Origin of the sequence: Rhizobium sp. BR 317 (genome assembly GCF_047445835.1) — a bacterium.
GTDB lineage: Bacteria > Pseudomonadota > Alphaproteobacteria > Rhizobiales > Rhizobiaceae > Rhizobium > Rhizobium paranaense.
Window position 1 is genome coordinate 251,635 of sequence record NZ_JARWLB010000008.1, and the last position, 26,560, is coordinate 278,194.

Genomic DNA, 26,560 nt, shown 5'->3' on the forward strand with positions numbered 1-26,560 from the left:
ATTCTGGCGACGCTCAGCCCGGCAAGCATGCGCTAACGGGGTTGAGGACCGCGAAAACGGCCATTCCTTATATAAAACACAATACGTCCGATAAGGCAAGATTATTGGACATTATTCCCTGTCGACGAGCTGCGATCCGACCCGAGACCTGGGAAGCGATCAATCGGGCGCTGCTGTCGAGCGCTCGGCAGGCGAAGCTGGAAGACGGCACGGTCGTGCGGCTGGACAGTACAGTGACCTCGGCACTCATGCACGAACCGAGCGACAGCAGCCTGCTGTGGGATGCCGTGCGGGTCATGGTGCGCCTGCTGAAGAAGGCAGATACCTTGGTCGGCGCCGGCCTGGCATGGCGCGATCATTGCCGCGCGGCCAAGAAGCGTGCCCGCGAGATCCAGTTCACACGCGGTCAGCCCAATCGGGTCCGGCTCTACCGTGAGCTGATCGCGATCGCCTGCGCGACCTTGGCATACCTGAAGCAGGCAACCGAGCGACTGGCAGCGGCGAGCAATCCGCTCGTCCAACTCTGGCAGGCCCAGGTTTGCCGCTATCGACCGCTGATCGAACGCATCATCAAACAGAGCGAGCGGCGAGTACTGGCGGGCGAGAAGCTGCCGGCGGGCGAGAAGCTGGTAAGCCTGTTCGAACCCCATGCCGATATCATCGTCAAAGGTAGCCGCGAGACCGAATACGGCCACAAGCTCAACCTGACCACCGGCAGAAGCGGCATGATCCTCGATCTGGTGATCGAGGCAGGTAATCCGCCCGACAGCGAGCGGCTGCTGCCGATGCTGGAGCGCCACATCGCCGTCTATGGAAACGCGCCGCGGCAGGCGGCGGCCGACGGCGGCTTTGCCAGTCGCGGCAACCTGGCCACAGCCAAGACCTGGGGCGTTCGCGACATGGCATTCCACAAGAAAGCTGGCCTCAAGGTCGAGGACATGGTCAGAAGCAATTGGGTCTATCGCAAGTTGCGCAGCTTCCGCGCCGGTATCGAAGCCGGAATATCATGCCTCAAGCGTGCCTACGGCCTGGCACGCTGCACCTGGCGGGGCCTTGACCACTTCAAGACCTACGTCTGGTCCTCCGTCGTGGCTTACAACCTCGTCCTCTTCATCCGCCTCAAACCGACCTGAACTCCGACCAGCTTTTAGAATTGCGCCGTCGCTACAATGCCGGCCTCGTGGCGTACGCCTCAGCGCCGCCAACTGTATACTGCCCAATCACAAGCGTTCATGATCCTGTCCGTCGCCCCAAAACCACTCTCACCGCCAAGGACAAACCCTTGTAAACGCGCCTAAATACGCGTGTTTGTGGACGGAAACTAGCTATGCACCCGTTCCCGGATTGCCTCGATTTTCTCCCTGTCTGCACAAAGAAGGATTTGGCGGATATCATGCGCTTTATGCAGCCAGCGACCGTAGTGTCGAAGGCGATCGAAGGCCGTCCCTGAAGAGCTCAGACCGGGAATGTCGAAGTTGTACTGCTCAGCGACATACTCGCACACGCCAAGAGCTTGTTCGGGCGAGGGGAGATCGCCAGTACCGGCAATCATCTGTCGGACCCTGCTTGTCATGAAGTCAGATAGCCTGAAGGGCCCCCCTGGAACTACAGAGGGCGAATGCCAGCTGACTTCATCGCCGGAGGCGCTAAAGGCGTAGAAGTGGCGGTGTGTGCTTACTCTCTCGTGCGGAGCGATCGAAATATGGTTCCTTAGAAAAGGCTGGAAGGCGTAGCGGCTCAACCATGCGCGATGCCCGACATCAGACAATAGTTCGGCGCGTTTCCATATCCAGGGGTCATCAAGGTGCTTCTTGCCGGTCAGCAAATCGACAAAGTAGCGCTCCTTGTCCAAGTGTAGTGGCGCGACGTAGATCGCGTGACTGCTTTCAGGTCTGTGATGATCCAGAAGTATGTTGTGCTGAAAATCGCTGGCGTGCTCGGCCATAGCGCGAAGACCAAAAAAGAGTGTGGGATCGTCTGACAGCATATGGTCTCGACGAAATCGACGGACAGATTGCATCTTGTCCTCAACTACGCGGCGCTTTAGCTGTTGCGGAGGAAGCGGCTGCAGACCCTGCGACTTTTTGAATTGTATGTAGATTGGTACGGTGACCGTCGAAAAGCTTGTCGGCACCCGTTTCTTGCTCGTCGATATCAAGAAGCCGAAAGGGCATCTCGTTTGAGCACCAACCTAGATAAAACGACACATCCGCTTCGATCTGCTTTTCCGAAAGCTGGCTTTTTAACAAGTACGATGGGGACATGCCGTTACTCTTGACTAAGTGATCTGATCGCTGCCGGAGAGAACTCGACAACTTGCTTGTTAACAAAGCTGAAGCTGGCGGTGCTGTGCACTATTCTGCGACATCGGGAAAGCCGGTAAAATTTGATCGAAACTTTCGCAGTGCGGAATTCTGTGGCGGGCCTCAATTCAGCCGTTACTTTAAAGACTGGTATATCTCTGCGGTTGAGCAATTTCAGCGCGTTAGCCCGATGGGTCTCGAACATGATCCTCGCGGCCGAATTTGTCGTGAGCAAGATAGTTCCCCGGACGCCAAGGCCGCTCGGCTGGCGATTATTGCCGTGCCTCGCGTGCATGGTCGTACAACCGCGCGCAAGCCTCATCCATGGCCGACCTCGCGGTTGCGTCCGATGGCGGCGCGACTGGCCATTGCCCCTCTGGATCTATCCAGGCCTTGATGAAGTCGGAGAGGATTTCCAATGCCGCGCTATCGTCGGTCAAGCCGAATCCCGTTATGGCGTCGTCTATTCGCGCGGCCACTGCGGGATACATATCAGTATCTTGGGTTCGCGTGTCCTCGTAAATTGCCACCCAGACCAAGCCCAGTCCCGCGGCAATCGCCCGACGCTCGAGCTCGATCTCGTCTTGCGAGGGCCTTTCACTGGTTGGCGCCCAGGATCGGCGGCGAGCTCGCCCATCACGTAGCACGTTGCAAAGCGGTCCGCTTCCCTCTCCTCATCGCGGCTTTGTTGCGCCGTCCAGGCACGATCATCATGGCCCGAAACGATATGACCGACTTCATGTGCAAGAATCCATTCGATCGCTCGGAAGAAGAATATGTCGCCGGCGATTAACCTATCTGACCCGAGGTCGGGTTTCGGGAAATAGGTGTTCCATCGGTGGCCCCGCGGCTTGACCAGCGCCCTCGCCTCGTGGATGAAATGGTAACCGAGTTCCGCCTCCGAACCTTCCACGAAATCCAAGCGAGCCTGCCCGGAGCGACGGGCGTTGAACATCGCTGCACACAAGCGGCCAACGCCCTGCGACATGGCCCAGAGGCTGGCAATTCCGTGCCAGTCCGCCGTTACCGAGGCCTCGCTTGGCTTGCACTTGAAAAGCATCGACGAGTGCTCCTCGGTGAACTCCAGCTTGGGAGGAGGATTAACGCTCGACGCTGCGACAATTCTATCGAAGATCGTTTGGATCCTTGCTTCGTAGCCAATGAAGAGGTCTGAAAAATTCGGCAGCGTGTCGCCCATAAATGTCCCGTCTTCCATGACTTACTGCTCCTGGGTTATTTCTGGTGCGCCTGAGTCCGCACGTAAAAATTGGTCGATCCACCATCGTCCAGCAAGATTTTGGACGGCTCCTCGGCAGAAAGCCATAATCGTAGCACGCTGCGATCATCTCTCTCTGGAGCAGCTGACTGGCCGCCGCAAAGGAAGGCTTCTTGCTCGCTTTCCGTCAATTCCGCCCAGAAGCCATCGGTGGCAAGAAGAAGCGTGCCGCTGGCCTTCTTTTCTGCGAGGACGTCTGGGGCCATGAACTCCCTGGAACGAAAACTCTGGGTGAGAAGGTGCCTCGTGGGGGATCTTGCGATGGCATCGAGAGGCATGTCCGCCAGGGCGTTCGCAAGGGTATGTGGCGTGACTTGCCAGTGTACCTGGCCGTCGTGCCTGCCAAGAAGGCAATCTCCTGAGTGGAGAACCGTCAAGGAGCCTGTGTCCGTTACGTGAAAGAGGATAATGCTGGCGGAACCCCTTGGAAACGATTTGCGAAGGGCTTGATGAATCTCCCGGAGCTTGGCTTGCATGAGCTCGTGGCCGCACGCATCGTCGGTTCCGGCAAACCAGTCGACGACAGCTTCGACGATTGCCCGTGCATATCCCCCGTTGTTCGAGCCGTTCGTGGCGCCATCAGCCACGATAGCAAGGAATTCGCCATGTCTCCCCGCGATCCCCGCATGGTCGCGATTGTCGTCGGTGCGCGTTCCTTTTTGGCTCAACCATCGGGCCTCGATTTTCATTGTGCGGGGCCATCCGCACAATGGCTTATCGAGACAAACCTGTCCCGGACGATTTCTACACGACCGGCGGGTCCGCGGATATTGCCATCGAGGAAATCGTCGAAGTCACCTTGATCGAGGAGCGCACGAAACTGTCCGGCGATGAAATTTCGAATGTCGTTGTCGGCCGCCGTGACCTCGGCAAGGAGCTCCTCCCTGCCGTCGACAATAAGGAGGATGTCTTCAGCGTCACGGCTCATGATCAAGTCGCCGTTTCCCCTTCCGGCATAGGCCTCGAGCTTCGTCGCAAGAAACATTGGCGGCGTCAGGATCCGGATCGCGAGGTCTTCCGAGAGCTGGTAGTGCTGTGCCGTCTCGATTCCACCCGCGTACCATCGATTTCCGAATCCGAGGATAGCCGGATCATCCGGCATGAAGTTGACAGTGAGCTTGCCGAGACGCATGCGGCAGATCACCGCCTCGTCAGCGGCCTCCATGAAGCCCCGATGTCGAAGCTCTTCCTGGAGCTGTGCCCAGGCGGGAAGGCCCGCCAGGTCAACGATCAGGTCGATGTCGTCTGTGGCACGCACATCCTCGAGCGTGACCGGATCAGTGATGAATAGCGCGGTCGTGCATCCGCCAACGAGGACCAGGCGCGAACGGAGGTCTTCGCCAAGGGCCGAGGCAACGGCTTTCATCATTTCCAGCAGTTGGAGCGCGGATCGCTGTCATTTGCTCATGATCCTTGACTTGAGGTGGTCGGTCGCGAGACCAACTTCCCGCTGGTTCCCGAGCCGGATCGCATCGACCAACGCGAGGTACTCATAGAGTGCGTCGTCCTTCAGGACTGCGTCCGGCACGGTCTTGAAGAGCGGCTCCACCGCCTGCCCCATCTCCCTTCCGTTGGCATAGGGCCAAACGTAGTTGTACGTCCCGCCGCTGATCAGGAGTTCCGTGAGCATAGGTGCGGCGAAAGCGGTCGGTACGCCGCGCTGCATCGGCCCAACTTGGGCGGGGAAGACGAACTTTAGCCCGGTGGTAATGAAGCCGAACAGGTTCCTTCGGCTCGGCCTAGGCTCGTTCTTGGCATTGTCTTTTCGAGCGATCCCTGACGCGACGCTGCGCTTGATCGACTGCGCTATTTCGGTCTTGCTGATCCCGAGTAGCGCCTCTAGGTTCCGAACAGAATACGGGTCTCCCACCACGGATTCCGATCGCAACTGATCAATGCCTTTGGTGAGTTCCTGCTCTTGCAGGCTTACCAGCTTTAGCAGGACGACGATATCTTGGCTCTTCATAAACACTGTCCTCTGTCCTAGGACTGAGGACAGTTAGCCCGAAGCAATGCGTGCTGTCAATCTGTGGGCGCCGCGCCAAGGATTGATCGTCTTGAAGCAAAGGGCTCGATATGACTCACACCAATGCATCGCCAAGGTGAAAGCTGGTGATGATCGAGGGGGCGATATTTTTTTCGAATCTATTAAGACCAGATTTTGAGCCGAAGCAATGCGCTTGGTCATCTCTCGCTGGCACAACCTCAAATACTATCTACAATCTCGGGAAAAGCGGAATGCACTTCAGCTGGAGATACCGCGTACATTTCCCGAGGAATCTAGCGGCTTTGGCCAGGGTGATTGCCACCGCAATTATGGCATGATGGAACAAAGGTCGGATGACGACGCCACATGTCGACACAAGAAAATCATACAATATCGACATTTCAACTAAGTGGCTGTTTTGTCGAGGTTTCGTCTGCCAAAATTACTGGTCAACGGTTCGAAACCCATCAAGGCGAAGATTGTATACCCGTAGGGGGTGGAAACTCTTCAGCGAAAGCAATCACGTCTTTCTCAAGCTCCGCGGGCTGCAACCGTATTTGCTTTTGAATGCTGTTGCGAGGTGCGCAGAGTCCGAAAACCCTGTCTCGAAGGCGATCTCGGTGATCGGCATCAGGCTGCTTTCAAGGAGGAAGCGGGCATATCTCAGCCGGGTCTCCAGGATGAAGCGTTTGGGCGTCATGCCGATATGCTCCTGGAAAAGCCGCGCGAACTGGCGCGGCGAAAGCCCAGCCGTTTCCGCCGCCAGTTCCGGCGAGACATCCCGTCCCTTGCGGCTTTCGATCAGCACGATTGCCCGCTGGATCCTGATGTCGCCGGCATCGCGGAAGGAGGAGGCACGCTCGTGGTCGAAGGCGCTCATGCTGCGCTGCTCGGTCAGGGAGAGCTGGTGGACGGCCTTGGCCGCGCGGTCGGGGCCGCAATGCCTGCGGATCAGCTCGGTCATCAGCGACAGGATCGATATGCCGCCGGGCACGGTGATGCGCCCGTTGTCGATCAGGAAATCATCACGGATGGAGAGCGGCTGGTTCGGAAAGGCGATCCGGAAATCCTCGGCATGAAACGGATGGATCGCGGCTTTGCGGCTGGTCAGCAGTCCTTCCTGCGCCAGCACGAAGGCGCCAGTGCAGACGCCGATGATCGTCACGCCGGCGGCAGCGGCCACGCGGATATAATCCCTGTGTGAGGTCGGCGCGGTGCGAAGGTGCGGCAGCAGGCCGCCGATGACGACGATGTAGTCGAAGTCGGTCGGGTTGATATAGGCGCCGTCGGATTGCACCCGGATGCCACAGCTCGCCACGGCTGACTGGCCCGGCTTTCCCATGATCGACCAGCGGCAATGCAGGGGCCGGGAGTTGTCGCCGAAATCGGCGGCGTGCCGCAGAGGCTCGATGACCCCCGTGAGCGACATCATCGGAAAGGTCGGCCACAGCAGGATGCCCACTGAAATATCCGGCTTTCGGTCGCGCGCGGACAGGAGCCGTTGTGCCCAGAGCCCATCGAGCCAGCTGACATAGTCGGTCTCCGGCTGGGCTATGGTATCCTGCGTGTTCGACGTCATGGTGCCTCCCTGGACCTTGCCACTGTACGTGTCGAATTTTCAAAGAAAAAGTCCGTTTTTTAAAATTCTATCGGCGACGGCGGTGGCAAGCTTGTCCTCGTTGAAGCAAGTATCCGGGGCGGACACCGCAACCGGATCGGGGAACTCAGACATCAAGGATCAGACAGATGGCACTTTCTCTTTCGAGAAGGCTGGTGGTGTGCGCGCTGCTGGCAGGCGGAAGCCTTTCCGCATTTTCCTCCATGGTACGGGCTGAAGAGCTGGCGGAAGCCGGCAAGCTCACGGTCGCCTTCACCGGCGACATGCCCGGCTCGGGCTGGCAGGACGGCAAGTTGATCGGTTACGACGGCGAGATCATGCAGCGGATCGCCGACAAGCTCGGGCTGAAAGTCCAGCCGGCATTGATGGAATGGTCCGGCACCATCGCCTCGGTGCAGTCCGGCCGGGTGGATGTCATGCTTGGCACCATGGGATGGACGCAGAAGCGTACCGAGATCATGTCGCTTTCGCAGCCGATCCATTATTTCAAGAACGGCATCATGCAGTCGACGAAGACCAGCTGGGACAAGCTGTCAGATCTGGAGGGCAGGAAGGTCGGCACGATCACCGGCTTCTCCTTCGTGCCGGAGCTGAAGAAAATCAACGGCCTGCAGCTATCGCTCTACGATACGGCGGATGCCGCCGTGCGTGACCTGATTGCCGGCCGCATTGACGCCGTCATCGGCGATCCGCCGGTCGTTTCCTATGCCATCAAGCAGAACCCGCAATGGAACATGCACTTCCTGGCCTTCACCGACAGCAATCCGAACTATCCACTGCTGACGGGGCTCGGGCAGGTCGTCTACGGCTTCAACAAGAAGAATGACGATCTGCGTAAGCAGGTGGACGCCATCATCAATGACATGTGGAAGACCTGCGAGATGAAGTCCATTGGCGAGCGCTACGGTCTCTCGGACGACGTCTGGTACACGCCTGCAGGCGAGAATTTCCGCGCCGGCGTCGATCGCCCGGCCGACTACAAGCTGCCCTCCTGCAAGACCTCGGGCTGAGAGCCGGTTCGATGGGAGCCCGAGACGGGCTCCCATCTGCTTCATCATCGCGGAAAGGAAGAACCGTGGCACCGCTCCTGAGCGTAACGGGCCTGCGCAAGAATTTCGGACCTGTCGAGGTCCTCAAAGGCATCGATTTCGACGTGAGGGCAGGGGAGAAGATCGCATTGATCGGCCCTTCGGGCTCCGGCAAGTCCACCTGCCTGCGCTGTCTCAATTTCCTGGAGAAGCCATCGGACGGCGAGATCCGCCTGGATGGCGAGCGGATCGGTGTACACAACGGCCGGATCATGGGGGATCGCCATCTCGCGCCGCAGCGCGCCGAGATGGGCATGGTCTTCCAGCTATTCAATCTCTGGCCTCACCTGTCGGTCACCGAGAATGTGGCCATTGCCGCCCGCAAGGTCCGCAAGCTCTCCGCCAAGGCCGCGCGCGAACTGGCGCTGGAGATGTTGGCGAAGGTACACATGACGCACCGCGCCGATGCCTCCCCTTTGGAGCTTTCCGGCGGCCAGCAGCAGCGCGTGGCAATCGCCCGGGCGCTCGCCCAGAAGCCGAAGCTCATGCTTTTCGACGAGCCGACATCCGCGCTCGACCCCGAGCTGGTGCACGAGGTGCTGAAGGTGATGGAAGAGCTGGCGGCCGAAGGACGCACCATGATCATCGTCACCCATGAGATCGCCTTTGCCCGCGATATCGCCGACCGTGTGCTTTTCCTGGATGGAGGGGCGATCGTCGAGCAAGGGCCGGCGCGAGATCTGATCCTTTCCCCAAGGGAGGCCAGAACCCAGGCTTTTCTGCGCAAGATCAGGCATTGAGGACCGCATCATGACGGCAATCGCGACATTCCTCATGGTGCTAGAGGGTCTCCTGCTCGGCGTCGGCGTGACGATCACCGTGACTCTGGGATCATTGGTGTTGGGCGTGACGCTGGGCTTCGCGCTCGCGCTGATCCGCCAGTTCTCGAACATCCGCGCCGCCAATGCCTTCATCGATGCCTATTGCGAGATCATGCGCAACGTGCCTGCGCTGACGCATCTCTTCATTCTCTATTTCGGCCTTGCCAGCATCGGCATCCGCCTGTCTCCCATGACGGCGGCGATCGCGGGGCTCGGCCTGATCGGCGGGGCGGTGACCTGTGACCTCTTCCGATCCGGCTTTGCAGCCCTGCCCAAGGGACAGCGCGAGGCGGCCCTTGCCGTCGGCTTAAGCCCCTACCAGACGATCTTTTCCATCCTCACGCCACAGGCGCTGCGCATCGCGCTGCCTTCCCTTGGAAACTATGCCGTGCAGCTCCTGAAGGACACGTCGATCGTGTCTGCCATCGCCGCACCCGAAGTCATGTTCTATGCGCGCTCCATGGTGACCTCGTCATTTCAGACCACGCTGATCTACGTGACGGCGGCCGGACTTTACCTACTTCTTGGTCTGCCCCTGATGCAGGCTATCCGCCTGCTCGAGCGTCGCGTCGGGAGATTGAGCGCATGACCAGTTTCTTCCAGCCCTTCGATGAATATGGTGCCGAGTGGCTTCCGCTGCTGCTGGATGCCATGCGCATTACCACGCTTCTGTCCATCGGTGCATTTGTCCTTTCGTTGGTACTCGGCCTCATCCTCGCCATGTGCCGCAATGCCCGGTCGCCACTGCTGCGCCAGTTCGCGGCGCTCTATGTTACGGTCGTGCGCGGCGTCCCGCTGCTGGCGTTGCTGTTCCTGCTCTATTTCGGCCTGCCGGGGATCGGCATCACCTTCGACGCATTCACCGCCGGCGTCATCGGCCTGGCCCTGGCCTTCGCGGCCCAGGTGGCCGAGCTTTTCCGCGCCGGTCTGGCAGCGATCCCGAAAGGCCAGCGGGAGGCGGCCCTTGCCGTCGGCATGACACCGGCGCAAAGCTTTGTCTTCATCATCCTGCCGCAAGTCGTGCGGGTCATCCTCTCGCCGCTGGTCGTCACCTTCGTTTCGCTACTCAAGGACTCGTCCCTGACATCGCTGATTACGGTCAACGAGCTGATGCTGACGGGAAGGGCTATGTCGACCGAGTATTTCCTGCCGCTGCAGATCTTCCTGATGGTCGGCCTCTGCTATTTCGTCATCGCCTGGCCTTTTTCGCTGCTCTCCCGGCGCCTGGCCGTTGCGAGCGCCCGCTGAATTCATCCTTGCAAGAGACAAGACAATGACGGTTTCGACCCAAGATACCGGCGTACCGCGCCTGCCCGTGATCCTGATGACGCCGGATCTGACAATCCAGCCAGGCCCGTGGAGCGAGCGCCAATATGTCGTCCGCGCCAATTACATGGAAGCGATCCGCAAGGCTGGCGGGGTGCCCCTAATCCTACCCTACGAGGAGGAGACTATCGACGCCGCGCTCGCCCTTGCCGATGGCGTAGTGATCACGGGCACGACGCCGGGCGTGGAAGTCGAGCCCCAGAGGCGGGACTTCGAGAGGACGCTGGTCGGCCGGGTTCTTGACGCGGGCAAGCCGCTGCTCGGCATCTGCCACGGCATGCAGCTGATCGGGGAACTCTTGGGGGGCACCTTCGTCGCCGCTCTGCCGAAGACGGATGCCGAGGTCATTTCACACAAGCCGAGTGAAATCCCCGATCATCTTGCGCATGCGGTGCTGCTCGATCCAAAGAGCGAACTCGCCTTGTTACTCGGAGAGACCAAGACATCGGTCAACAGCCTGCATCTGCACCGACTGAGCGGAGAGGGGCGCTTTCGCGTTGTTGCACGCGCGCCGGATGGGGTTATCGAGGCATTCGAGGGGCTGACACCGACATTCTGCCTCGGGGTGCAATGGCATCCGGAATACGGGCTGACGCGCTTCGACCAGGCAATCCTGCAGGATTTCGTCGCGCGCTCCACGGCCCGGCATGAGAGGCTCTGACCCATGCGGATCGCAGTCATCGGGGCGGGTGTCGTGGGTGTCGCAACGGCTTATCTTCTGGCCCGTGAGGGCCATGAGGTAACGTTGATCGATGGCGCTTGCGAGCCGGGCAGGGGAGCAAGCGCCGGCAATGCGGCGCAGCTGTCCTGGGCCTATGCCGATGCCATGGCGTCCCCCGCCCTGCTGCGCCATCTGCCGACGATCATAGGCGGTCGGGACCCGGCCTTTCGTGTCCGGTGGCGGCTAGATCCCGATTTTCTTCTCTGGGGTTTGCGGTTCCTGGCCAACACGCCGGGGTGGCGCTGGCGCGGAAATACGGATGCGATCCTCCGGCTTGCCGGGGAGTCCCGGGAGGAAATGACAAAACTGTTGGCCGAAGTCGATATCGATTTCGACTATAGGGTGGCGGGCAAGCTGCATCTTTATCCCGATGAAGCCAGCCTTGTCGCGGCGAGACCGGGTGTGGAACGCAAACGGCAGCTCGGCTTCGAACAATCGGTCCTCTCGATGCCGGAGACCCTGGCGGTTGAGCCTGCATTGAGGAACTATCAAGGTGAAATCGGCGGTGCGGTCTACACGCCCGGCGATGCCATGGGCGATGCCGCGGCCTTTTGCCGGCAGCTGACGCGTCATATGGTCGATCATCTCGGTGTCGTCACCTGCTTTAACCGACTGGTCACAGGTTTCGAACAGAGGCAAGGAAAGCTTAGGGCTCTGCGCTTTGCAGACCGCGAACCTCTCGGGATTGAGCGCGCCGTCGTCACCGCCGGCCCTTTGATCCATGGCCTCATGGCCGATCTGCCTGAGGCAGCCGGCATCCAGCCGGTACGTGGCTATTCGCTCACCGTGGCCAGATGTGCCGATACACCGCTCGTCAGCCTCACGGACGTGAAGCGCAAGCTTGCCTTCGTGGCGATCGGCGACCGCTTTCGTGTCGCCGGACTGGCCGATATCGAGCGTCGGGGTGCGGGTTTCGATGCCGGGCGCTTCGATGTGCTCCATGCCGCCGCCCGATCGGTGCTACCGGGATGTTTCGATGACAGACGGGAATTCATGCGTTGGTCCGGCGAGCGGCCGATGACGCCCTCATCGAGGCCTATGATAGGTCCGTCGCGCAACTTGGCCGGGCTCTACATTAACGTTGGTCACGGCATGCTTGGTTGGACTTTGGCGCTTGGCTCCGCTCGCAGGATTGCTGGCTTCCTAGACTGATGTCGTTTGGCATTTAATTGTAAGAATGCGCCCGTTCTGCGGAAGTGGGAAAAAGGTGGGGGTAAGAAATTCCGGGTAAGCAGGTGCCTTTTCTGAAGGGACATTTGTTTGGCGTCGCAATTAAAGATGATCATCTCGGTCGAGCTTGTTGGTAGTGATGGCGTGTCGCAGTGTTGCGAAATAGCCAAGGTCGACCGGTCTTTCGATGGGGCCCGTCTCAACGATTTTGGCCTCTCCCTCGAAGAAGCCAAGGAGATACAGCGGCGCCTACAACAGGAACTGACGCAGTTTCAGACGGATCAAGCCGCCCAGCGAGATCGGAAGTGCCAAGACTGTAACCGCCGTCGCTCGGTGCATGATCGTAGGTACCGTACGATCCATTCACTCTTTGGATCTTGCCAAGTGCGTGTGCCGCGGTGGCGCAGCTGTGCCTGCGGATCGACCGCGAGGTTGGGCACGGGAAGCGTCGAGACCCTGTTGAATGGCCGAGCTACCCCGGAGTTGGAGCGCATCCAAGCCGAACTGGGTTCCCGTCTGTCCTTTCGAGAAGCCGCTCGTATGCTTGATATCTTTGTGCCGGCCGCAAGGCCCCATAATCATCGAACCGTGAGCAACCGGCTCGGCAAGGTTGCCGATCAGATCGAAAAGTGGGACATCGCAGGCCCCTATCGTATCAGTCGCGCCGGCAAATCTCCCGTTTCCGTTTTCATTGATGGCGCCTATATTCGCGCGGCTCCCGGCTATCAAAGCCGGCATTTCGAGGTCGCCATGGGACGGGTTATTTCGCAGGGCCGAGCACCGCGTCAGTTTGCCGGCGCGCCGAATATCGCTACCGGCAAACACCATATCGTTCGCGCGGCGATGCGCGCGCAAGGATGGCTGCCTGGCAGAGACGTCACTGTCTTTAGCGACGGAGAGGTCGGGCTGCAGAGTATCGTCCTCAGCGCAACACGCCAGCCCGTCACGCATATTCTCGACTGGTTTCATCTATCGATGCGGCTGCGGCACATCGAACAGGCCTGGGAGGGCATCAGACATCTGCGAAATCTGGATGTCTATCTACAAAACGTCGCGGTCCATGTGCCCAGGCTTCGGCATCTCCTCTGGAGCGGATATGTCCGGGAGGCAAGCGAAGCCGTAACGCAGATGCTCGCCCAATTGGATCAGCATCCCGGACTTCGCGACGCTGCCGGGAGGCTCAGGCGTCTATGCGAACTGATCAACAATCTTGGCACCTACCTGGTGCAGAACGCAGCTTCGATCGCCAACTACTGTCGGCGATACTGGTCCGGCCTGCCGATATCCAGCTCGCCGGCCGAAAGCGCCGCCAACAGCCTCGTCAATGCCCGCATGAACAAGAAGCGTCAGATGCGTTGGTCGCCGATTGGCGCTCATCGGGTTCTACAGGTCCGAGCCGCCGTCGCCGATGGTCGTCTCAAGCAGGCAAAGCTCAGCCTTGCAGCCTAACCCCCATCTTTTTTCCACTCCCGGCGGAGGTTGCCCTCAAAGCCACCGATCCTTCGCTCGAAGCAAAGGAAAAGGACGTTCAGGCCAAGCTGCTGTCCATTTCCGATGAGACGGCCAAGCTGATCGATGAAGGGGTGGATGCGGCAAAGGCGATGGCGACAAATGCCGATGCGGAAGCGAATTCGACCACAACTTTGGTCCTCTCCCTCAATCTTGGCATCGGGCTCTTGACCATCGTTACGCTGATCGGCGCGGCTGTATTTGGCTCCCGGGCGATCGCAAGGCCGATCGGCAAGATTACCGCAAAAATGGGAGATCTCGCCAAGGCAACCTTGATACGAACATACCGTTCGCCGACCGTACCGACGAAATCGGCCAGATGGCCCGGGCTGTCGAAGTCTTCAAACAAAACGGCATCAAGATCCGCGAGATGGCTGCGCAGGAGGCAGCGCTTCAGGCAAAGAGCGCCGACGTGCAGTCGAGCATCGGCACGGTCGTCTCGGCCGCGGTTGCAGGCGATTTCACGCAGCGCATCACCAAGGACCACGACAATGCTGACCTCAATCGCTTTGCCGGGCAGGTCAACAAGCTCGTCACCTCCGTCGACCAAGGCGTTGCCGAGACTCGCCGCATCGTGTCGGCGCTGGCGGAGGGTGATCTGAACGACAAGATGCGCGGCGAATTCCAAGGCGCATTCGGCGAACTGAAGGAAAACGTCAACGCAACGATGACCAATTTGCGCACTGTGCTGGGTGAGGTACGAGCGGCCGTCGACACCATAAATGGCGGCGCCGGAGAGATGAGGATCGCCTCCGGAAATTTGTCGCAGCGCACCGAGCAGCAGGCGGCGTCGCTCGAGGAAACCTCCTCCGCCCTGGAGGAGATCACCGTTGCCGTGAAGCACTCGACCGAGCGGGCAGTTGAAGCCAGCCACATGGTTGACGAGGCGAAGAAGGGAACCGGGCAGTCCAGCCATGTCGTCGCCCAAGCCGTTTCGGCAATGGGGCGGATCGAGCAGGCCTCCGGCGAGATCGTCCAGATCATCAACGTCATCGACGCCTTCCAGACCAATCTTCTGGCGCTCAATGCCGGTGTCGAGGCGGCGCGCGCCGGTGAAGCCGGCAAGGGCTTTGCCGTCGTGGCACAGGAAGTGCGTGAACTCGCGCAACGTTCAGCCAACGCGGCCAAGGTCATCAAGGCGCTGGTCACCCGCTCCAGCACAGAGGTCCAGTCCGGGGTGAAGCTGGTGACGGCGACCGGCGAAGCGCTTGGGCAGATCCAGGGCCATGTTGTCAAGGTCGACGAGCATGTGCGTTCGATTGCAAAGGCGGCAAAAGAGCAGTCGACCGGTCTCTCGGAGGTCAGCACCGCCGTCAATCAAATGGATCAGGTCACGCAGCAGAACGCGGCAATGGTCGAGGAATCGACGGCCGCCACCAACCGCCTTGCTGACGAGGCGGCCAATCTTGCCCGGCTGATCGCCCGCTTCAAACTGGATGCCACACAGATGGCGCCACGCGCTGTCACCCCCCAGAATAAACCGGTCGCCTCGCCGGCGCGTGCGCTCAGCCAGAAGCTCGCGGGCGCCTTTGGCGGACGCGCTGCAACCGGGACTGCCGCTTCGTCATGGGAGGAGTTTTGAGAAAGCGTTGACGCTCGCCTGGCAATCAATGCGAGGGCAACTCTTTCATCGGGACCGACGTGCCTGTCCTCATCCCAGCAAATCTGGTTGCCGATAGCGATGCGTTGCCGGACCGCCCGACCCGGATCAAAGAAAAAAGAACTGGTCCACGGCCGTTACCAGCCAAAACGACAGTGCCGAAATGATCGCCGCCGCCGGCAGGGTAACAACCCAGGCGACGACGATATTGCCCGCCAAACCCCATCGCACTGCTGACACGCGCTTTGCGGCGCCGACGCCGATGATGGCGCCGGTGATGGTGTGGGTGGTTGAAACGGGTATGCCGAGCCACGTGGCACCGAAGAGCGTCAAAGCGCCGCCCGTTTCGGCGCAGAAACCTTGCATCGGGTTTAGTTTGGTGATCTTCGAGCCCATCGTATGAACGATGCGCCAGCCGCCCAACAACGTGCCAAGGGCCATTGCAGCCTGGCAGGAAAGCACTACCCAGAGTGGCACATGAAAGCTGCCGCCGCCGTAGCCCTGCGAATAGAGAAGCACAGCAATGATGCCCATGGTCTTCTGGGCATCATTGCCCCCGTGGCCGAGCGAATACAGGGACGCTGACACAAATTGCAGGAAGCGAAACGATCGATCGACCGCGAACGGCGTCTGGCGGATGAATATCCATGTCACCGCCAGGATGAGAAATAGCGCCAAAAGGAAGCCGATCATCGGTGACAAGACGATCGCTGACGCGGTCTTTAGCAGGCCGTTCCAGACGATCGAACTAAGTCCGGTTTTGGCGAGACCCGCTCCGACCAAGCCGCCGACCAGAGCATGCGAGGAACTGGAGGGAATGCCAAATATCCAAGTGACGACGTTCCAAACGATGGCGCCAATCAAAGCTGCGAAGATCACCTGCGGTGTGACGATCGCCGGATCGATGATGCCGGTGCCGAGCGTTTCGGCCACGTGGAGGCCAAAGAACAGGAAGGCAATGAAATTGAAGAAGGCTGCCCAGAAGACAGCGTATTGTGGCCTCAGAACCCGCGTCGATACGATTGTTGCAATCGAATTGGCCGCATCATGCAGGCCATTGAGAAAATCGAACAGCAAGGCGACTGCGATCAGGCCGACGAGAAGCGGAAAGGCGAGGGTGGCATCCATCAGACATTCTCGATCACAATACCGCTGATCTCGTTGGCGACATCCTCGAAACGGTCGACCACCTTTTCCAGCTCGCCGTAGATCTGACTGCCGATCATATACGCCATCGGATTATTAGCGCCGTGCCGTCGAAACAGATCTTTGAGCCCCCGATCGTGAAGCTCGTCGGATCGGCCCTCAACACGGGTCACCTGCTCGACGATCACCGAAAGTCGCGGTGCGTTGGCGTTAATGCGATCAAGCAATGGGATTGCCTCGGCAATAAGATTGGCGGCTTCGACGACCGTCTTGCCCATCTCCTGCATGCCGAGATCAAAGCTACCCTGCTCAAAGAGACGGATAGTCTTCACCGTCTTGTGCATCATGTCGATCGCATCATCCATGGATTGGATGAGGTCCTTGATGTCTCCGCGATCGAAAGGGGTGATGAAGCTTCGCCGCACGGCCAGCATGACTTCGTGGGTGATATTGTCCGCCTGGTCTTCCAGTCGCACGATCGCTTCGCATTGCTGCTCGACCTCTATTCCCGACAGCAACCTATCTAGTGCTTGTGCGGCGCCGACGATCGTCTTGGAATGTTGTTCGAAGAGGTCGAAAAACCGGTCCTCGCGTGGCATCAACCTTCGAAACCAACCCAGCATAAGCACCTCGCGATTTTTGGTGTGCGTAAAAAAAACGATGTCGGCCGTTATCCGGGACACCGTGTCGTAACCATTATCTGCTTGAGGAGATAGGGCCGAATTTCGGTTTATGACAGATTTGTGACGGGTGAGGGTGTGCGCGTAACGCCTGTGAGACCGGTAATTTCACTGGGGTTAAACTGCACGCAGGAGGGGCGGTTTTGGTTTGAAGAGTGGTGGCAAGTTCGCTTCAGGCTGTCGGAAAGGTGCCCGCAATCGATCGCGAAGTTCACCATTTGCCTCCGCAGTTCGAACCTGCATGAGCATATTCGCGCCGTGGAGCGATCACCGCATCTGCTGCTTCTTCACCATCCGCTTGCCGACGAGGGAATTCACTGTCGACTCGGCGAGAGTTGTGGCGACGCGAAGCCCAGCTCGGTGACGCTTTCCATAGTCGACAATCGCACCACAGTTCGAGCGGATATAGGTGAGGAGTTGAACGCCGAGGCTGTGCAGCCGTGCGATCGAGAACTCGCTTACTTGCCGTGATCCCTGCAGCTGCGCCAGGAGCCGCTCCAGATCCCGGATCGCGCGATCCACGCGGCCGTGCCACAAGCGCCATTTCACAGCTCTGATATCTCTGTCGATGGTTGGAAGCGCTTCAATGGGGCTGGGCTGCGATCGCGCGATGTGATCGGCAATCTGCTGCATGGGCTGGATCTTCATGGCGATGTGGAACCAGTCGATGATATGGGTCGTAGGTTTCGGCATGGCACGGGGCACCCGCTTGAGAACTTCTGCGCCGTCCGAAATCACCGTCACATCGCCAAAGCCGCGATATCCGACTCCTTCAAGCGCGTGGAGGGCGCGATCGCGAATTGCTTGCTGGGCGGTGCTGCCGGCGACGAAATAGCGGCCACCTGGTTCGCCTCGTCCTCCGCGACCGCATCGGGCAACGACGAGCTCGAAGTTTCGCGCTGCATTGGGCTCGGCGCTGCGAACATGAGCGGTATCGATGCTGATGACGAATTCCTTGCGACGATCGCCGGGAAGCTGCATCTCAAGCTGGCGACGGTCATCCGTCTGAGCTCTCGCCTTCCATGTTTCCCGTTCAATCAGGTCGTTGAGCCGTTCGCCGATCCTGATGGTCCGCTTGCGTACGGTCGCGTATGTCTCTGTGGGTTCAATCGGCAGGAACTCGGCCAGCACTTTGGCTGCCTGCCGGTAGGGCATCATGCTTCCCAAACGGGCTGTCAGCTCCATCAGTTCGGGCATCGCTCGATCGGGGCAGATTTCCTTCAGCGGCGCGAAGGCGCCGTCCATGCCCGGAAAGCAATCCGTGCACAACATCCAGCGAGGATTGCGGACCTCCACAGTGCCGAAGACGGTTCGGATCCGGCGTCATGTGTAGTCCTTGACCGACCGGAACGCGTGGCAGTCCGGGCAAACCCGACGGAAGAGGGAGTAGGTCTCAGCCTCATGGGCTCCGACTGCGCTTTGCAGCGCCGTCATAATTGTCTTGCCGTCCTCAATCGACAGACCAATGTCGCCGTCAAACAGACGCTCCCAACTCTTGTCGATACGAACCGCCTTTCGGCAAACATCACCGAACTCGTTCTTCCCCTTAATCGTGATCCTGCAGTATGAGGGCAAACAATTCTCGTTGCAGCACAGGCAGTGCCTGCGGGACGATAATCACCAGACCCGCATGCAGCTCTTCTTTGGCATAGAGCTTCCGGAAGTCGCGGGCGTGGTTCGTCACGAACGTGAAATCTTCCTCGATGATCCGAGGCATCAGGTCCCAATCGGTCTCGCCACTCAGTCCCAGCCAGTTCACATGGAAACAATCGTGACCGTGCTCTTGAGCCACGGCCACGAGAGACGTGTGAAGGCATTCATCGATAAGAAACTTCACGAGGTTGAGCCAGACGTCTTGGGGACGTTCTCGTTGCGAAGGACCAGGCGCTTCACGGATTTCACCTTCAGGCCCTGCTCTGAAAGCTTCCTCGGACGTCCTCTGGCGGGATGGGCCGCAACCCAGATCTCGGCAAGTTCCACCATGCGCTCGGTGAGCGAAGGATAGCCCTCAACGATTTCCGCTGTACTTGCGCCTTGGGTCTTCATCGCGGCAATCGTTCGCACAGGAACACGGGTTCGCTTGAATACCGGCTCGCCACCCACGACCCCTTTCACGCTTTCAATCATTCGTTCTGTTGGTTTCCACGCGGAACTGAGCCGGTTTTTCCACCGAGAAGTGAGCCACTTCTGAGTATGGTTTTCGGATCAGGATTTGGTCAAGGGATTAGTTTTTCTCCTCTCTTTTGGGCTGCTGCGGCCGACCTGGCTTTGAAGCGGAAGCTGTCGTTTCCGGTTTCCAGGATATGACAACGGTGAGTTAGGCGGTCGAGGAGAGCCGTGGTCATCTTGGCATCACCAATGATTTCATGATGCCTTTTTCCTCGATCGTCAATTGCGACGCGCTCAGCACCCAGGGCAATCGCTTCAGCTTTGATTGGTTGTGGCGCCGGTAGGTCGGATTGTGATTCATGAGGAGCTTCGAATCGACGGAGCCGTTCATGCCAGTCTCTCCTACTTCTTCACGGGCCATTCTTGATCATTTTTCAGCACTTTCCGATCCACGGCAGTGTTGGCGGGTGGTTTACCCGCTGCCGGAGGTTCTGCTGCTCGTGCTGTGTGCGACGCTGAGCGGTATGGAGGATTTCGTCGAGATCCGGCTTTGGGGCGAGGAACGTATGGACTTTCTGCGGCGCTTCCTTGCCTTCGAGCGCGGTCTGCCCTCCCACGACACGTTGAACGACGTCATCAACGCCCTTGATCCCGAATTGTTCAAATCCTGCTTCACATCGTGGGTCGAGGCGTTGCGGGATGGCGATCCCGACGTCATCGCCATCGATGGCAAGACCTCCCGTCGGACGCATGCGCGCAGCCGAGGACGCGAACCGCTGAATATGGTCTCGGCCTGGGCAACCCGGCAGCGGCTGGTTCTCGGTCAAGAAGCGACCGACGTCAAATCGAACGAGATCACGGCTATGCCGCTGCTGCTGGAACGGCTCGAACTGACCGGCGCCATCGTCACTATCGATGCCATGGGCACGCAGACGGCCATTGCCGAGACGATCGTGCGGCGCGGCGGTGATTATCTGCTTGCCCTCAAGGCCAACCGGCCCGCCACCCATGACGACGTCGCACGCTTCTTCGCCGATCCGCCCGCCGATATGATCGAAACGGACACGGCAACCGTCGAGAACGATCACGGCCGGATCGAGCAGCGCCGGCACACCGTCTGCCATGACGTCGATTGGCTGATCTCCGACCGCCGCTATCCCGACGAGCCGCGCTTTCCCCATCTTGCCATGATCGCCATGGTGGAAAGCCGCACCGAGCGGGCAGGCAAGGTCGAGACCGAGAGGCGTTATTATCTGTCGTCGGCCAAACTCAACCCGAAAACCTTCGCTGCCGCCGTCCGCGCTCACTGGGGCATCGAGAACCGATTGCATTGGGTGCTCGACGTCGTCTTCCACGACGACCTCTCCAGATTGCGAACCGCCTCAGGGCCGCACAACATGGCCCTCGTCAAACACATCGCCATGAACCTCGTGCGAAATCCAAAAGACAAACACAGCCTCAAAGTCCGACGCAAAAAGGCAAACCTGAACGACGACTATCTCGAAAGCCTCATCACCCAAGAGCAAAATTAACCTGAAGCGATTCCCCTGGCTCAGCACCGCAACGTAAATCTGCGCCGTGTGTATCTCGCCCGTCAGCGGGTCGACGATCGGAATCGTATGGCCGGCATAATCACATTCCATCGCAACACCAGCAACGTGCCGGCTGCGATAGGTGGGTTTGACGCGGCTTTCATATTCGGCAAAGCGGCAGCAAAACCAGGCGTAGCCATATCCGTCCGGATGGGTCTCACGGTATTCTTGCCACAGTAAATTGAGCGTCACGCCTTTGCGCTTCAGTTCGCTGGCAACCTTCGGCCAATTCGGCTCATCGGTGTCGCGCGGAGGTCGTCCCATCCGGCGGAACAGTCGCTGCTCGAGAACGTCGTCGTCGTCCAGGCCAGGCGGCAGCGGCCACACGGCAAGCCCAGCTTCTCGAGCCCGCAGCAAATACGTCGAGACCGACGTCTTGCTCATCTTCAGCCGTTCAGAAACGGCACGTATCGACAATTCCTGCTCAAACGTCAGCCGCAGTATCGATCGGATGTCCTTCACGTCAGTATGTCTCGCTTGCTTCCGTCTGCGCATCAGGTCCTCGCTTAAAACACGAGGACAAATTGCCAGATCGGCGCTCACGAAAATCGATGTAAATCCGCCGCATATTTTGTCCGCGACTTACTGAAATCGCTGTCCCGCACTTTGTGAAACCCGCAGTCACGCAGCCAATCACAACAGACTGGATTGTGATTGCAACGCGCGCGGGGCAGGACAACATATTCGTATCCCCTTTCGAGGAACCCGAAAGGGGACGAGCTGCTACATCTTGCAATTCCGGGCTATGCGGGCTAAATGTGGTTACGTAACCACGAATGTTGGAGGCTTGTCATGACCGTCACCACGCTGTCAGGCCGGGAGCTCAATCAGGATCTTGGCCGCGCAAAGCGAGCCACCAAGGACGGACCAGTGATCATCACCGACAGGGGTCGGCCTGCGCATGTCCTTTTGTCGTTCGACGAGTACAAGCGGCTGACAGGCAAAATGCGGACGCTTGGTGATATGCTCGCCGCACCGGGGGCGGAAGATATCGACTTGCCGCTGCCGCAGCGCACGGAACATGCCCAGCCCGTCGACCTGTCCTGATGTGGTTGCTCGATACCAATGTCGTGTCCGAACTGCGCAAGGTCGCGAGCGGAAGGGCTGATCGCAACGTCGTGGTCTGGAACGAAACCGTCGATCCGGCCGAGACCTTCATTTCCTCCGTCGTCTTGCATGAGCTGGAGATTGGCGTCCGGCTGGTGGAGCATAATGATGTCGCCGCCGGCGAGGTGCTGCGCAACTGGTTGGAGAATATCGTTCTCACCGCGTTTTCCGGCCGCATCCTGCCTCTGGACGAGGGGGCCGCGGTCCAGGCGGCCCGATGGCATGTGCCAAATCCGAAGCCGATTAATGACGCCTATATTGCGGCGACAGCCTTCACCCGTCGCATGACGCTGGTGACGCGCAATATCAAGGATTTCGAGGGCATGGGAGTTGCACTCGTGAATCCGTGGGATGTGCCGCATGGTTAGTCCGGGAATTGATGGGTCGGATCGTTTCAGTCTCGATCCGCCCATCAATTCCCGGACTAACTATGTAGAAGAGCAGTTCCGCCCAGTGTGCTCAACATCATTTCGCTGCGAGGGACCTTAAGAGTGCGAGCGCCCTCTATCGTCCTCTCGTCACAGTCTATAGGACGAGCGGTCGGCTGAATGGCGATCGAGGAGTTACTGTCGTCTTTGATCGTGGTGCCCCCTCTGGGCGGGCGCAAGGATAGCATGGGATTCTGCACGGTTCACGGTGTTGACCAATTCTTCGGCCTCATCGGCGGTAAGCATGTCCATAACGAAGCCATTGACGAGAGCTTTTCGGTCTGAAACGGTATCGATTACCGTCCAGTAGATGTTGAGGTTCTTCTGCAGAGCGTATCTCTGGTTTTGCATGAACGATACCTTTCCTCGGTCTTTCGGTTACTCGCGTTGCGTCAACATGATGAGCGTCCGTCCAATGGTAGGGACCCGCGGACCGGTGCAGATTCTTGCACCGAGACCCGATAACGTCCGTCCTGTCTCTGCAAGTTTTCAGCTGATAAGAGGATAGAGCCGACGGCCTTCGGAGCGTATTGCCCAATGAGATAAGCGACCAGCCGAATTGGCGCCCCGACTATCCACCCGTGGCGGACGCCCGATACTTTGGTCTAGATGCGTGAGCCTACCTGACCCACGACGGCTTCGTCGACAATCCGAGGCCGTCCGCCATCCGGACCAGGTCAACGAGAGATCTCGCCTGCATCTTCTGCATGACGTGACCGCGATGAACTTTGACAGTCACCTCGCTCAGGCCCACTTGGGCAGCGATTTGCTTGTTGACGCTGCCCGCGACCACCAGGTTCATGATCTCGCGCTCGCGCGGCGTCAAGGAATCGTAGCGGGACCGAAGCTCGGCAATGAGCGCGACTTCCTGCCTCCGAGCGCAATCGCGTTCGATTCCGGCATAAGCGGCATCGAGCAATTCCTGCTCGCGCAGCGGCTTCGTCAGGAATTCGATAGCGCCGGCTTTCATCGCCCGCACAGAGATCGGAATGTCGCTGTGGGCACTGATAAAAATGACCGGAAGCTCAATTCCAAGGGAAGTGAGCATGCTCTGAAATTCCAGGCCGCTACGCCCCGGCAACCTTACATCGAGAATGATGCAGCCCGGAACGTCAGGGCGCTTGCTATCCAAAAACTCCTGACTGGAAGCGAATGTCAGTACCTCAAGTCCAACCGAGCGCAGGAGATCGCCGAGATCTTCACGGACAGATGTGTCATCATCAATGATGTAGACAATCTCCTTCATCCAAGTCCCCAATGTTTGCGCCGGTCAGGCGGCGCCCCGGACATGGATCCATTATTTCTCCGCGGTTGGTAATGTAAACTGAAAAATGGCACCCTGGGGCGCGTTTGCGGTGGCCCAGAGTTGGCCTTTATGAGCCTCTATGATCGAACGACTGATCGTCAGGCCCATGCCCATACCCTTGGGCTTGGTACTGTAGAACGCCTCAAATATATCGGCGATCTTCGCCGGCTCGAGGATAGGGCCGCTATCGCGGACTGCCACCAAAATGGCATTGGGTGCTGCCTTTTCGGTGCTTACGATGAGTTCGCGCGCTCCCTTTGGCATCGCCGCCATCGCGTCGTTGGCGTTCATTATAAGGTTCAGGATCACCTGCTGAATTTGCACTTGGTCCCCTACGATCAGGGGCAAGCCGTCGGAGAGGTTTGTACGAAGCGACACCGCACTGCGTTCGAGGTCCGTGGACACCAGCGCAATCGTCTCGGACACGATATCGTTGATATTCAGCCGGCCCCTGCGCTCGGGCGATTTCTTCGCCATTGCCCGAATCCGGTCGATGACCTCGGATGCGCGAAAAGCGTCGCTGATCATGCGCTCGATGGCGCGACGGGCGGATACGATGTCACGGGGATCCGCGTCGAGATAGCGAAGGCAGGCATTGCCGCTGCTGACTAGCCGGTGAGCGGCTGTCTGACCTCGTGGGCGATGGAGGGTACAAGTTCTCCCATTGTGGTCAGCCTGCTTACGTGGGCAAGTTCTGCTCGCGCAAGCTGAATAGCATCCTCGGCTTGCCTGCGGCCGGTGATGTCACGCGCCAGCGAAAGACGAAACCATTGCTCTTCCTGTCGGAATTTACCGACGTGAACCTCGACCGGAAACGTTGTTCCGTCCTTACGCCTGTGGAGCGTTTCGAAAGTCATTGGCTGTCCTGCGTCGACGCGATCCACCAATGTCACAAGCGCCTTTTCGTCGATAGCTCCGTCAAAGTTGCGCGGGTGCATGCCGATCAATTCCTCGCGGCTGTAACCGAGGCTTTCACAGGCCTGGCGGTTGACGTCTATGACGGTCAGATCGTCGGTATGGAGGAAAAAGGCATCGGTGGCATGGTCGACGAAGGTCCGAAAGCGAGTTTCGCTTGCTCGCAGCCTCTCCTCGGCTCGCTTGCTCTCGGACAGGTCGAGCACGAAGGCCACGGCCTGGCTCCCGGCCTCCTCGAAACTTGCCTCACCGATCATCACGGGTACGTGACCGCCATCCTTCCGCAGGTACACCTTTTCAAAGGGGCGGGCGCTGCCGGTCACTCTCAGTTCGGCCTCGGCTTCGGCGTCGCGCTCGCGCCATTCCGGCGGTGTCAGCTCTTTATCGAGCAGGCGACCGGCCAAGAGTTCGTCACGGCTGTAGCCCACGATCCGAAGAAATGCCTCGTTGGCCTCGACAATGCGACCTCCGATTTCTCGGATAAAAATTCCGATGATGTTCGCTTCGACAAGCCGGCCTATTCGCGCTTCACGTTCTGCCAGGTCGCGGTAAAGTCCGGTGATTTCGAGCGTGCTGGCGGCTTGCGAGGCAATCAGCTTCAACACCGGAATGCGCCCCGGCGCGAAGACACAGCCCGCCAGAGTGGCCATTTTGCTCAAAAGGAATGTTGCGCGCGATTGCGAAGAAGGCGAGCAACTGGCAGCCATCATCATCGAGCTCTTTCAAGAAGGGATCCACGACGCGCAACAGCTCGTCGCCCTTGTCGAAATTAACGAAGGCCATCACTCTCTTTGCGCGTGATGATGTCTCCTGTGACGGAATAGCTTGAGCGGAATCACTTTCCGAATTGGTTGGGCAGCTCCGCCACCTTCCGATCGGCCTTCTGAAAGAACCCATTCTTGGCAGCGCGCGTGCCCATCGGCGGGCCCTTGGTCAATCCGAGCTACCTGTCCGTCGAGAATCGGTGCGCGAAGCGGGGAGCCTATAAGCCGGAACCGCTTAGGCAGAACTTTTTTGCACCCATTAATTTGACCGCCATTCCAACCAAAGAGGCTAAAGCAAATTAGTGTGTCGAACCGGGGGGGTGAAAGCCCGGGGCATGGAACAATCGACCCGCGATGTCGTACTGCTCCTGCTCCATGCGCAGATGATTGAGCATCCGCGCAATTCCCTCTTCCAGGCTGACGCGCGGCGAGAGTCCGTAGGAGCGCTGCAAGGCCGTATCGCCGCAGCGATAGAAGACGCCTTCAGGGCGATCGCAGAGACCGCTCACGACAGGATTCCAGCCAATTTGTCGGGCAATGGTTTCCGCCAGCTCCATAAAGGAGGTAGCCCGGCCGGTCGAAAGGTTGAGGCTTGCGCCATCCGGCAATAGTTCCTTGGTTTGCCAGATAAAATCGATGCAATCATCAATATGGATGAAGTCCCGGCATTGCCGGCCCGAACCCCAGACGAACACTTCCGGAGCGCCTCTTTCATTAAGCAAGCGGCGACAAATGGCCGGGAATGGATAGGCCAGATCCTGATCCTCGCCATAGCCACTGAACGGCCGATATGCGACCGCCCGATGGCCGTAGCGCTCGACATACAGCTTCATCAGATATTCGCCGGTCAGTTTCGCCCATCCGTAGCTGAGGTCAGGCACGCCGATGGCGGCCTCGAAAGAAATCATGTCTTCCGAAAGCAGCCGGTGGTTGGCGACCGTCTGCAGCGAGACGGGATAGGCCGCACTGGAGCTGAAGAACACGACACAGCCAGGCTTGGCGCGTGCCGCCCATTTCCACAATTCCGTATCTACCGCCAGATCCTCGGCAACGTCCAGCGTGCGCGCCTCCAGCGTCACGCGGCCTCCGACCAG

The 26,560-nt window shown here is 59.1% G+C and carries 26 protein-coding genes and 6 pseudogenes; 12 read left to right on the forward strand and 20 right to left on the reverse strand.

From position 1 onward, the window contains the following. Positions 1-128 precede the first annotated feature (128 nt). Positions 129-1,133 (forward strand): annotated as a pseudogene (locus QD357_RS15510) (ISNCY-like element ISRtr6 family transposase); the annotation flags it as partial. A 188-nt stretch (positions 1,134-1,321) separates the two neighbouring features. On the opposite strand, the gene QD357_RS15515 reads toward QD357_RS15510, so the two are convergent. From QD357_RS15515 to QD357_RS15545, 7 genes are all read right to left on the reverse strand, one after another. After that, positions 1,322-1,987 carry a hypothetical protein gene (locus QD357_RS15515; RefSeq protein WP_414124568.1) on the reverse strand — a complete coding sequence of 222 codons (666 nt, stop codon included), beginning with the start codon at positions 1,985-1,987 and terminating at the stop codon, positions 1,322-1,324. A gap of 40 nt (positions 1,988-2,027) precedes the next feature. Continuing rightward, a complete protein-coding gene (locus QD357_RS15520; protein WP_414124569.1) occupies positions 2,028-2,264 on the reverse strand; it encodes a hypothetical protein in 237 nt (78 codons plus the stop codon). Between the two features lie 502 nt (positions 2,265-2,766). Beyond that, positions 2,767-3,519 (reverse strand): phage exclusion protein Lit family protein, encoded by a 753-nt coding sequence (locus QD357_RS15525; protein WP_414124570.1) that lies wholly within the window; start codon positions 3,517-3,519, stop codon positions 2,767-2,769. A 17-nt stretch (positions 3,520-3,536) separates the two neighbouring features. Next, on the reverse strand, positions 3,537-4,268 hold the full coding sequence (locus tag QD357_RS15530; protein WP_414124571.1) for a PP2C family protein-serine/threonine phosphatase: 732 nt from the start codon (positions 4,266-4,268) through the stop codon (positions 3,537-3,539). Continuing rightward, on the reverse strand, positions 4,265-4,945 hold the full coding sequence (locus QD357_RS15535) for a hypothetical protein (protein ID WP_414124572.1): 681 nt from the start codon (positions 4,943-4,945) through the stop codon (positions 4,265-4,267). The genes QD357_RS15530 and QD357_RS15535 overlap by 4 nt, the downstream gene beginning before the upstream one ends. A gap of 30 nt (positions 4,946-4,975) precedes the next feature. Continuing rightward, positions 4,976-5,545 (reverse strand): hypothetical protein, encoded by a 570-nt coding sequence (locus QD357_RS15540; RefSeq protein WP_414124573.1) that lies wholly within the window; start codon positions 5,543-5,545, stop codon positions 4,976-4,978. A 541-nt stretch (positions 5,546-6,086) separates the two neighbouring features. Continuing rightward, positions 6,087-7,145, reverse strand: coding sequence for a GlxA family transcriptional regulator (locus QD357_RS15545; RefSeq protein WP_414124574.1), 1,059 nt, complete (start codon positions 7,143-7,145; stop codon positions 6,087-6,089). A gap of 167 nt (positions 7,146-7,312) precedes the next feature. Here QD357_RS15545 and QD357_RS15550 point away from each other — a divergent pair, with 167 nt between their 5' ends. From QD357_RS15550 to QD357_RS15585, 8 genes and pseudogenes are all read left to right on the forward strand, one after another. After that, positions 7,313-8,194 carry an ABC transporter substrate-binding protein gene (locus tag QD357_RS15550; RefSeq protein ID WP_183938366.1) on the forward strand — a complete coding sequence of 294 codons (882 nt, stop codon included), beginning with the start codon at positions 7,313-7,315 and terminating at the stop codon, positions 8,192-8,194. A gap of 65 nt (positions 8,195-8,259) precedes the next feature. Next, positions 8,260-9,012: an amino acid ABC transporter ATP-binding protein gene (locus QD357_RS15555; protein ID WP_414124575.1), complete on the forward strand. Its 753-nt coding sequence runs from the start codon at positions 8,260-8,262 to the stop codon at positions 9,010-9,012. A 10-nt stretch (positions 9,013-9,022) separates the two neighbouring features. Then, positions 9,023-9,682: an amino acid ABC transporter permease gene (locus tag QD357_RS15560; RefSeq protein ID WP_414124576.1), complete on the forward strand. Its 660-nt coding sequence runs from the start codon at positions 9,023-9,025 to the stop codon at positions 9,680-9,682. Next, positions 9,679-10,341, forward strand: a complete 663-nt coding sequence (locus QD357_RS15565) for an amino acid ABC transporter permease (RefSeq protein WP_183938363.1) — start codon at positions 9,679-9,681, stop codon at positions 10,339-10,341. The genes QD357_RS15560 and QD357_RS15565 overlap by 4 nt, the downstream gene beginning before the upstream one ends. 25 nt (positions 10,342-10,366) lie before the next feature. Further along, positions 10,367-11,080 (forward strand): gamma-glutamyl-gamma-aminobutyrate hydrolase family protein, encoded by a 714-nt coding sequence (locus QD357_RS15570; protein WP_183938362.1) that lies wholly within the window; start codon positions 10,367-10,369, stop codon positions 11,078-11,080. A gap of 3 nt (positions 11,081-11,083) precedes the next feature. Next, positions 11,084-12,292, forward strand: a complete 1,209-nt coding sequence (locus QD357_RS15575) for an FAD-dependent oxidoreductase (RefSeq protein WP_414124578.1) — start codon at positions 11,084-11,086, stop codon at positions 12,290-12,292. A gap of 108 nt (positions 12,293-12,400) precedes the next feature. Next, on the forward strand, positions 12,401-13,759 hold the full coding sequence (locus tag QD357_RS15580) for an ISKra4 family transposase (RefSeq protein WP_414124579.1): 1,359 nt from the start codon (positions 12,401-12,403) through the stop codon (positions 13,757-13,759). Positions 13,760-13,776: 17 nt separating this feature from the next. Beyond that, positions 13,777-15,401, forward strand: a pseudogene (locus QD357_RS15585) (methyl-accepting chemotaxis protein); the annotation flags it as partial. 126 nt (positions 15,402-15,527) lie between these two features. Here QD357_RS15585 and QD357_RS15590 read toward each other — a convergent pair. From QD357_RS15590 to QD357_RS15620, 7 genes and pseudogenes are all read right to left on the reverse strand, one after another. Continuing rightward, a complete protein-coding gene (locus QD357_RS15590) occupies positions 15,528-16,547 on the reverse strand; it encodes an anion permease (protein ID WP_414124580.1) in 1,020 nt (339 codons plus the stop codon). Continuing rightward, positions 16,547-17,188, reverse strand: coding sequence for a DUF47 family protein (locus QD357_RS15595; protein WP_414124581.1), 642 nt, complete (start codon positions 17,186-17,188; stop codon positions 16,547-16,549). Before QD357_RS15595 ends, QD357_RS15590 begins: the two co-directional genes overlap by 1 nt. 174 nt (positions 17,189-17,362) lie before the next feature. After that, positions 17,363-18,802 (reverse strand): annotated as a pseudogene (locus QD357_RS15600) (ISKra4 family transposase). Then, positions 18,792-19,082 (reverse strand): DUF5615 family PIN-like protein, encoded by a 291-nt coding sequence (locus QD357_RS15605; protein ID WP_414124582.1) that lies wholly within the window; start codon positions 19,080-19,082, stop codon positions 18,792-18,794. The pseudogene QD357_RS15600 and the gene QD357_RS15605 overlap by 11 nt, the downstream one beginning before the upstream one ends. After that, positions 19,079-19,372: pseudogene (locus QD357_RS15610) on the reverse strand (DUF433 domain-containing protein); the annotation flags it as partial. The pseudogene QD357_RS15610 and the gene QD357_RS15605, both read right to left, overlap by 4 nt. Positions 19,373-19,461: 89 nt before the next feature. Further along, a pseudogene (locus tag QD357_RS15615) lies at positions 19,462-19,608 on the reverse strand (ATP-binding protein); the annotation flags it as partial. After that, positions 19,587-19,745, reverse strand: a complete 159-nt coding sequence (locus tag QD357_RS15620; RefSeq protein ID WP_414124583.1) for a hypothetical protein — start codon at positions 19,743-19,745, stop codon at positions 19,587-19,589. The pseudogene QD357_RS15615 and the gene QD357_RS15620, both read right to left, overlap by 22 nt. Between QD357_RS15620 and QD357_RS15625 the strand changes: the two genes are divergently transcribed. Further along, positions 19,744-20,886: an ISAs1 family transposase gene (locus tag QD357_RS15625; protein ID WP_414124584.1), complete on the forward strand. Its 1,143-nt coding sequence runs from the start codon at positions 19,744-19,746 to the stop codon at positions 20,884-20,886. The genes QD357_RS15620 and QD357_RS15625 overlap by 2 nt on opposite strands. A gap of 9 nt (positions 20,887-20,895) precedes the next feature. Here the strand turns inward: QD357_RS15625 and QD357_RS15630 are convergent. Further along, positions 20,896-21,441 (reverse strand): annotated as a pseudogene (locus tag QD357_RS15630) (IS21 family transposase); the annotation flags it as partial. Positions 21,442-21,738: 297 nt separating this feature from the next. Between QD357_RS15630 and QD357_RS15635 the strand changes: the two are divergent. Both QD357_RS15635 and QD357_RS15640 read left to right on the forward strand, forming a co-directional pair. Continuing rightward, positions 21,739-21,993, forward strand: coding sequence for a type II toxin-antitoxin system Phd/YefM family antitoxin (locus QD357_RS15635; RefSeq protein ID WP_012490196.1), 255 nt, complete (start codon positions 21,739-21,741; stop codon positions 21,991-21,993). Further along, positions 21,993-22,421, forward strand: coding sequence for a type II toxin-antitoxin system VapC family toxin (locus QD357_RS15640; RefSeq protein WP_414124585.1), 429 nt, complete (start codon positions 21,993-21,995; stop codon positions 22,419-22,421). Before QD357_RS15635 ends, QD357_RS15640 begins: the two co-directional genes overlap by 1 nt. Before the next feature lie 195 nt (positions 22,422-22,616). Here QD357_RS15640 and QD357_RS15645 read toward each other — a convergent pair whose 3' ends face one another. From QD357_RS15645 to QD357_RS15665, 5 genes are all read right to left on the reverse strand, one after another. Continuing rightward, positions 22,617-22,832, reverse strand: coding sequence for a hypothetical protein (locus QD357_RS15645; RefSeq protein ID WP_414124586.1), 216 nt, complete (start codon positions 22,830-22,832; stop codon positions 22,617-22,619). Between the two features lie 268 nt (positions 22,833-23,100). Next, positions 23,101-23,727, reverse strand: a complete 627-nt coding sequence (locus QD357_RS15650; protein ID WP_414124587.1) for a response regulator transcription factor — start codon at positions 23,725-23,727, stop codon at positions 23,101-23,103. A 51-nt stretch (positions 23,728-23,778) separates the two neighbouring features. Continuing rightward, complete coding sequence (locus tag QD357_RS15655; RefSeq protein ID WP_414124589.1) at positions 23,779-24,264, reverse strand: sensor histidine kinase; 486 nt, start codon at positions 24,262-24,264, stop codon at positions 23,779-23,781. A gap of 131 nt (positions 24,265-24,395) precedes the next feature. After that, a complete protein-coding gene (locus QD357_RS15660) occupies positions 24,396-25,415 on the reverse strand; it encodes a PAS domain S-box protein (protein WP_414124590.1) in 1,020 nt (339 codons plus the stop codon). A gap of 350 nt (positions 25,416-25,765) precedes the next feature. Continuing rightward, on the reverse strand, positions 25,766-26,545 hold the full coding sequence (locus QD357_RS15665) for an NAD-dependent epimerase/dehydratase family protein (protein ID WP_414124591.1): 780 nt from the start codon (positions 26,543-26,545) through the stop codon (positions 25,766-25,768). Positions 26,546-26,560 lie beyond the last annotated feature (15 nt).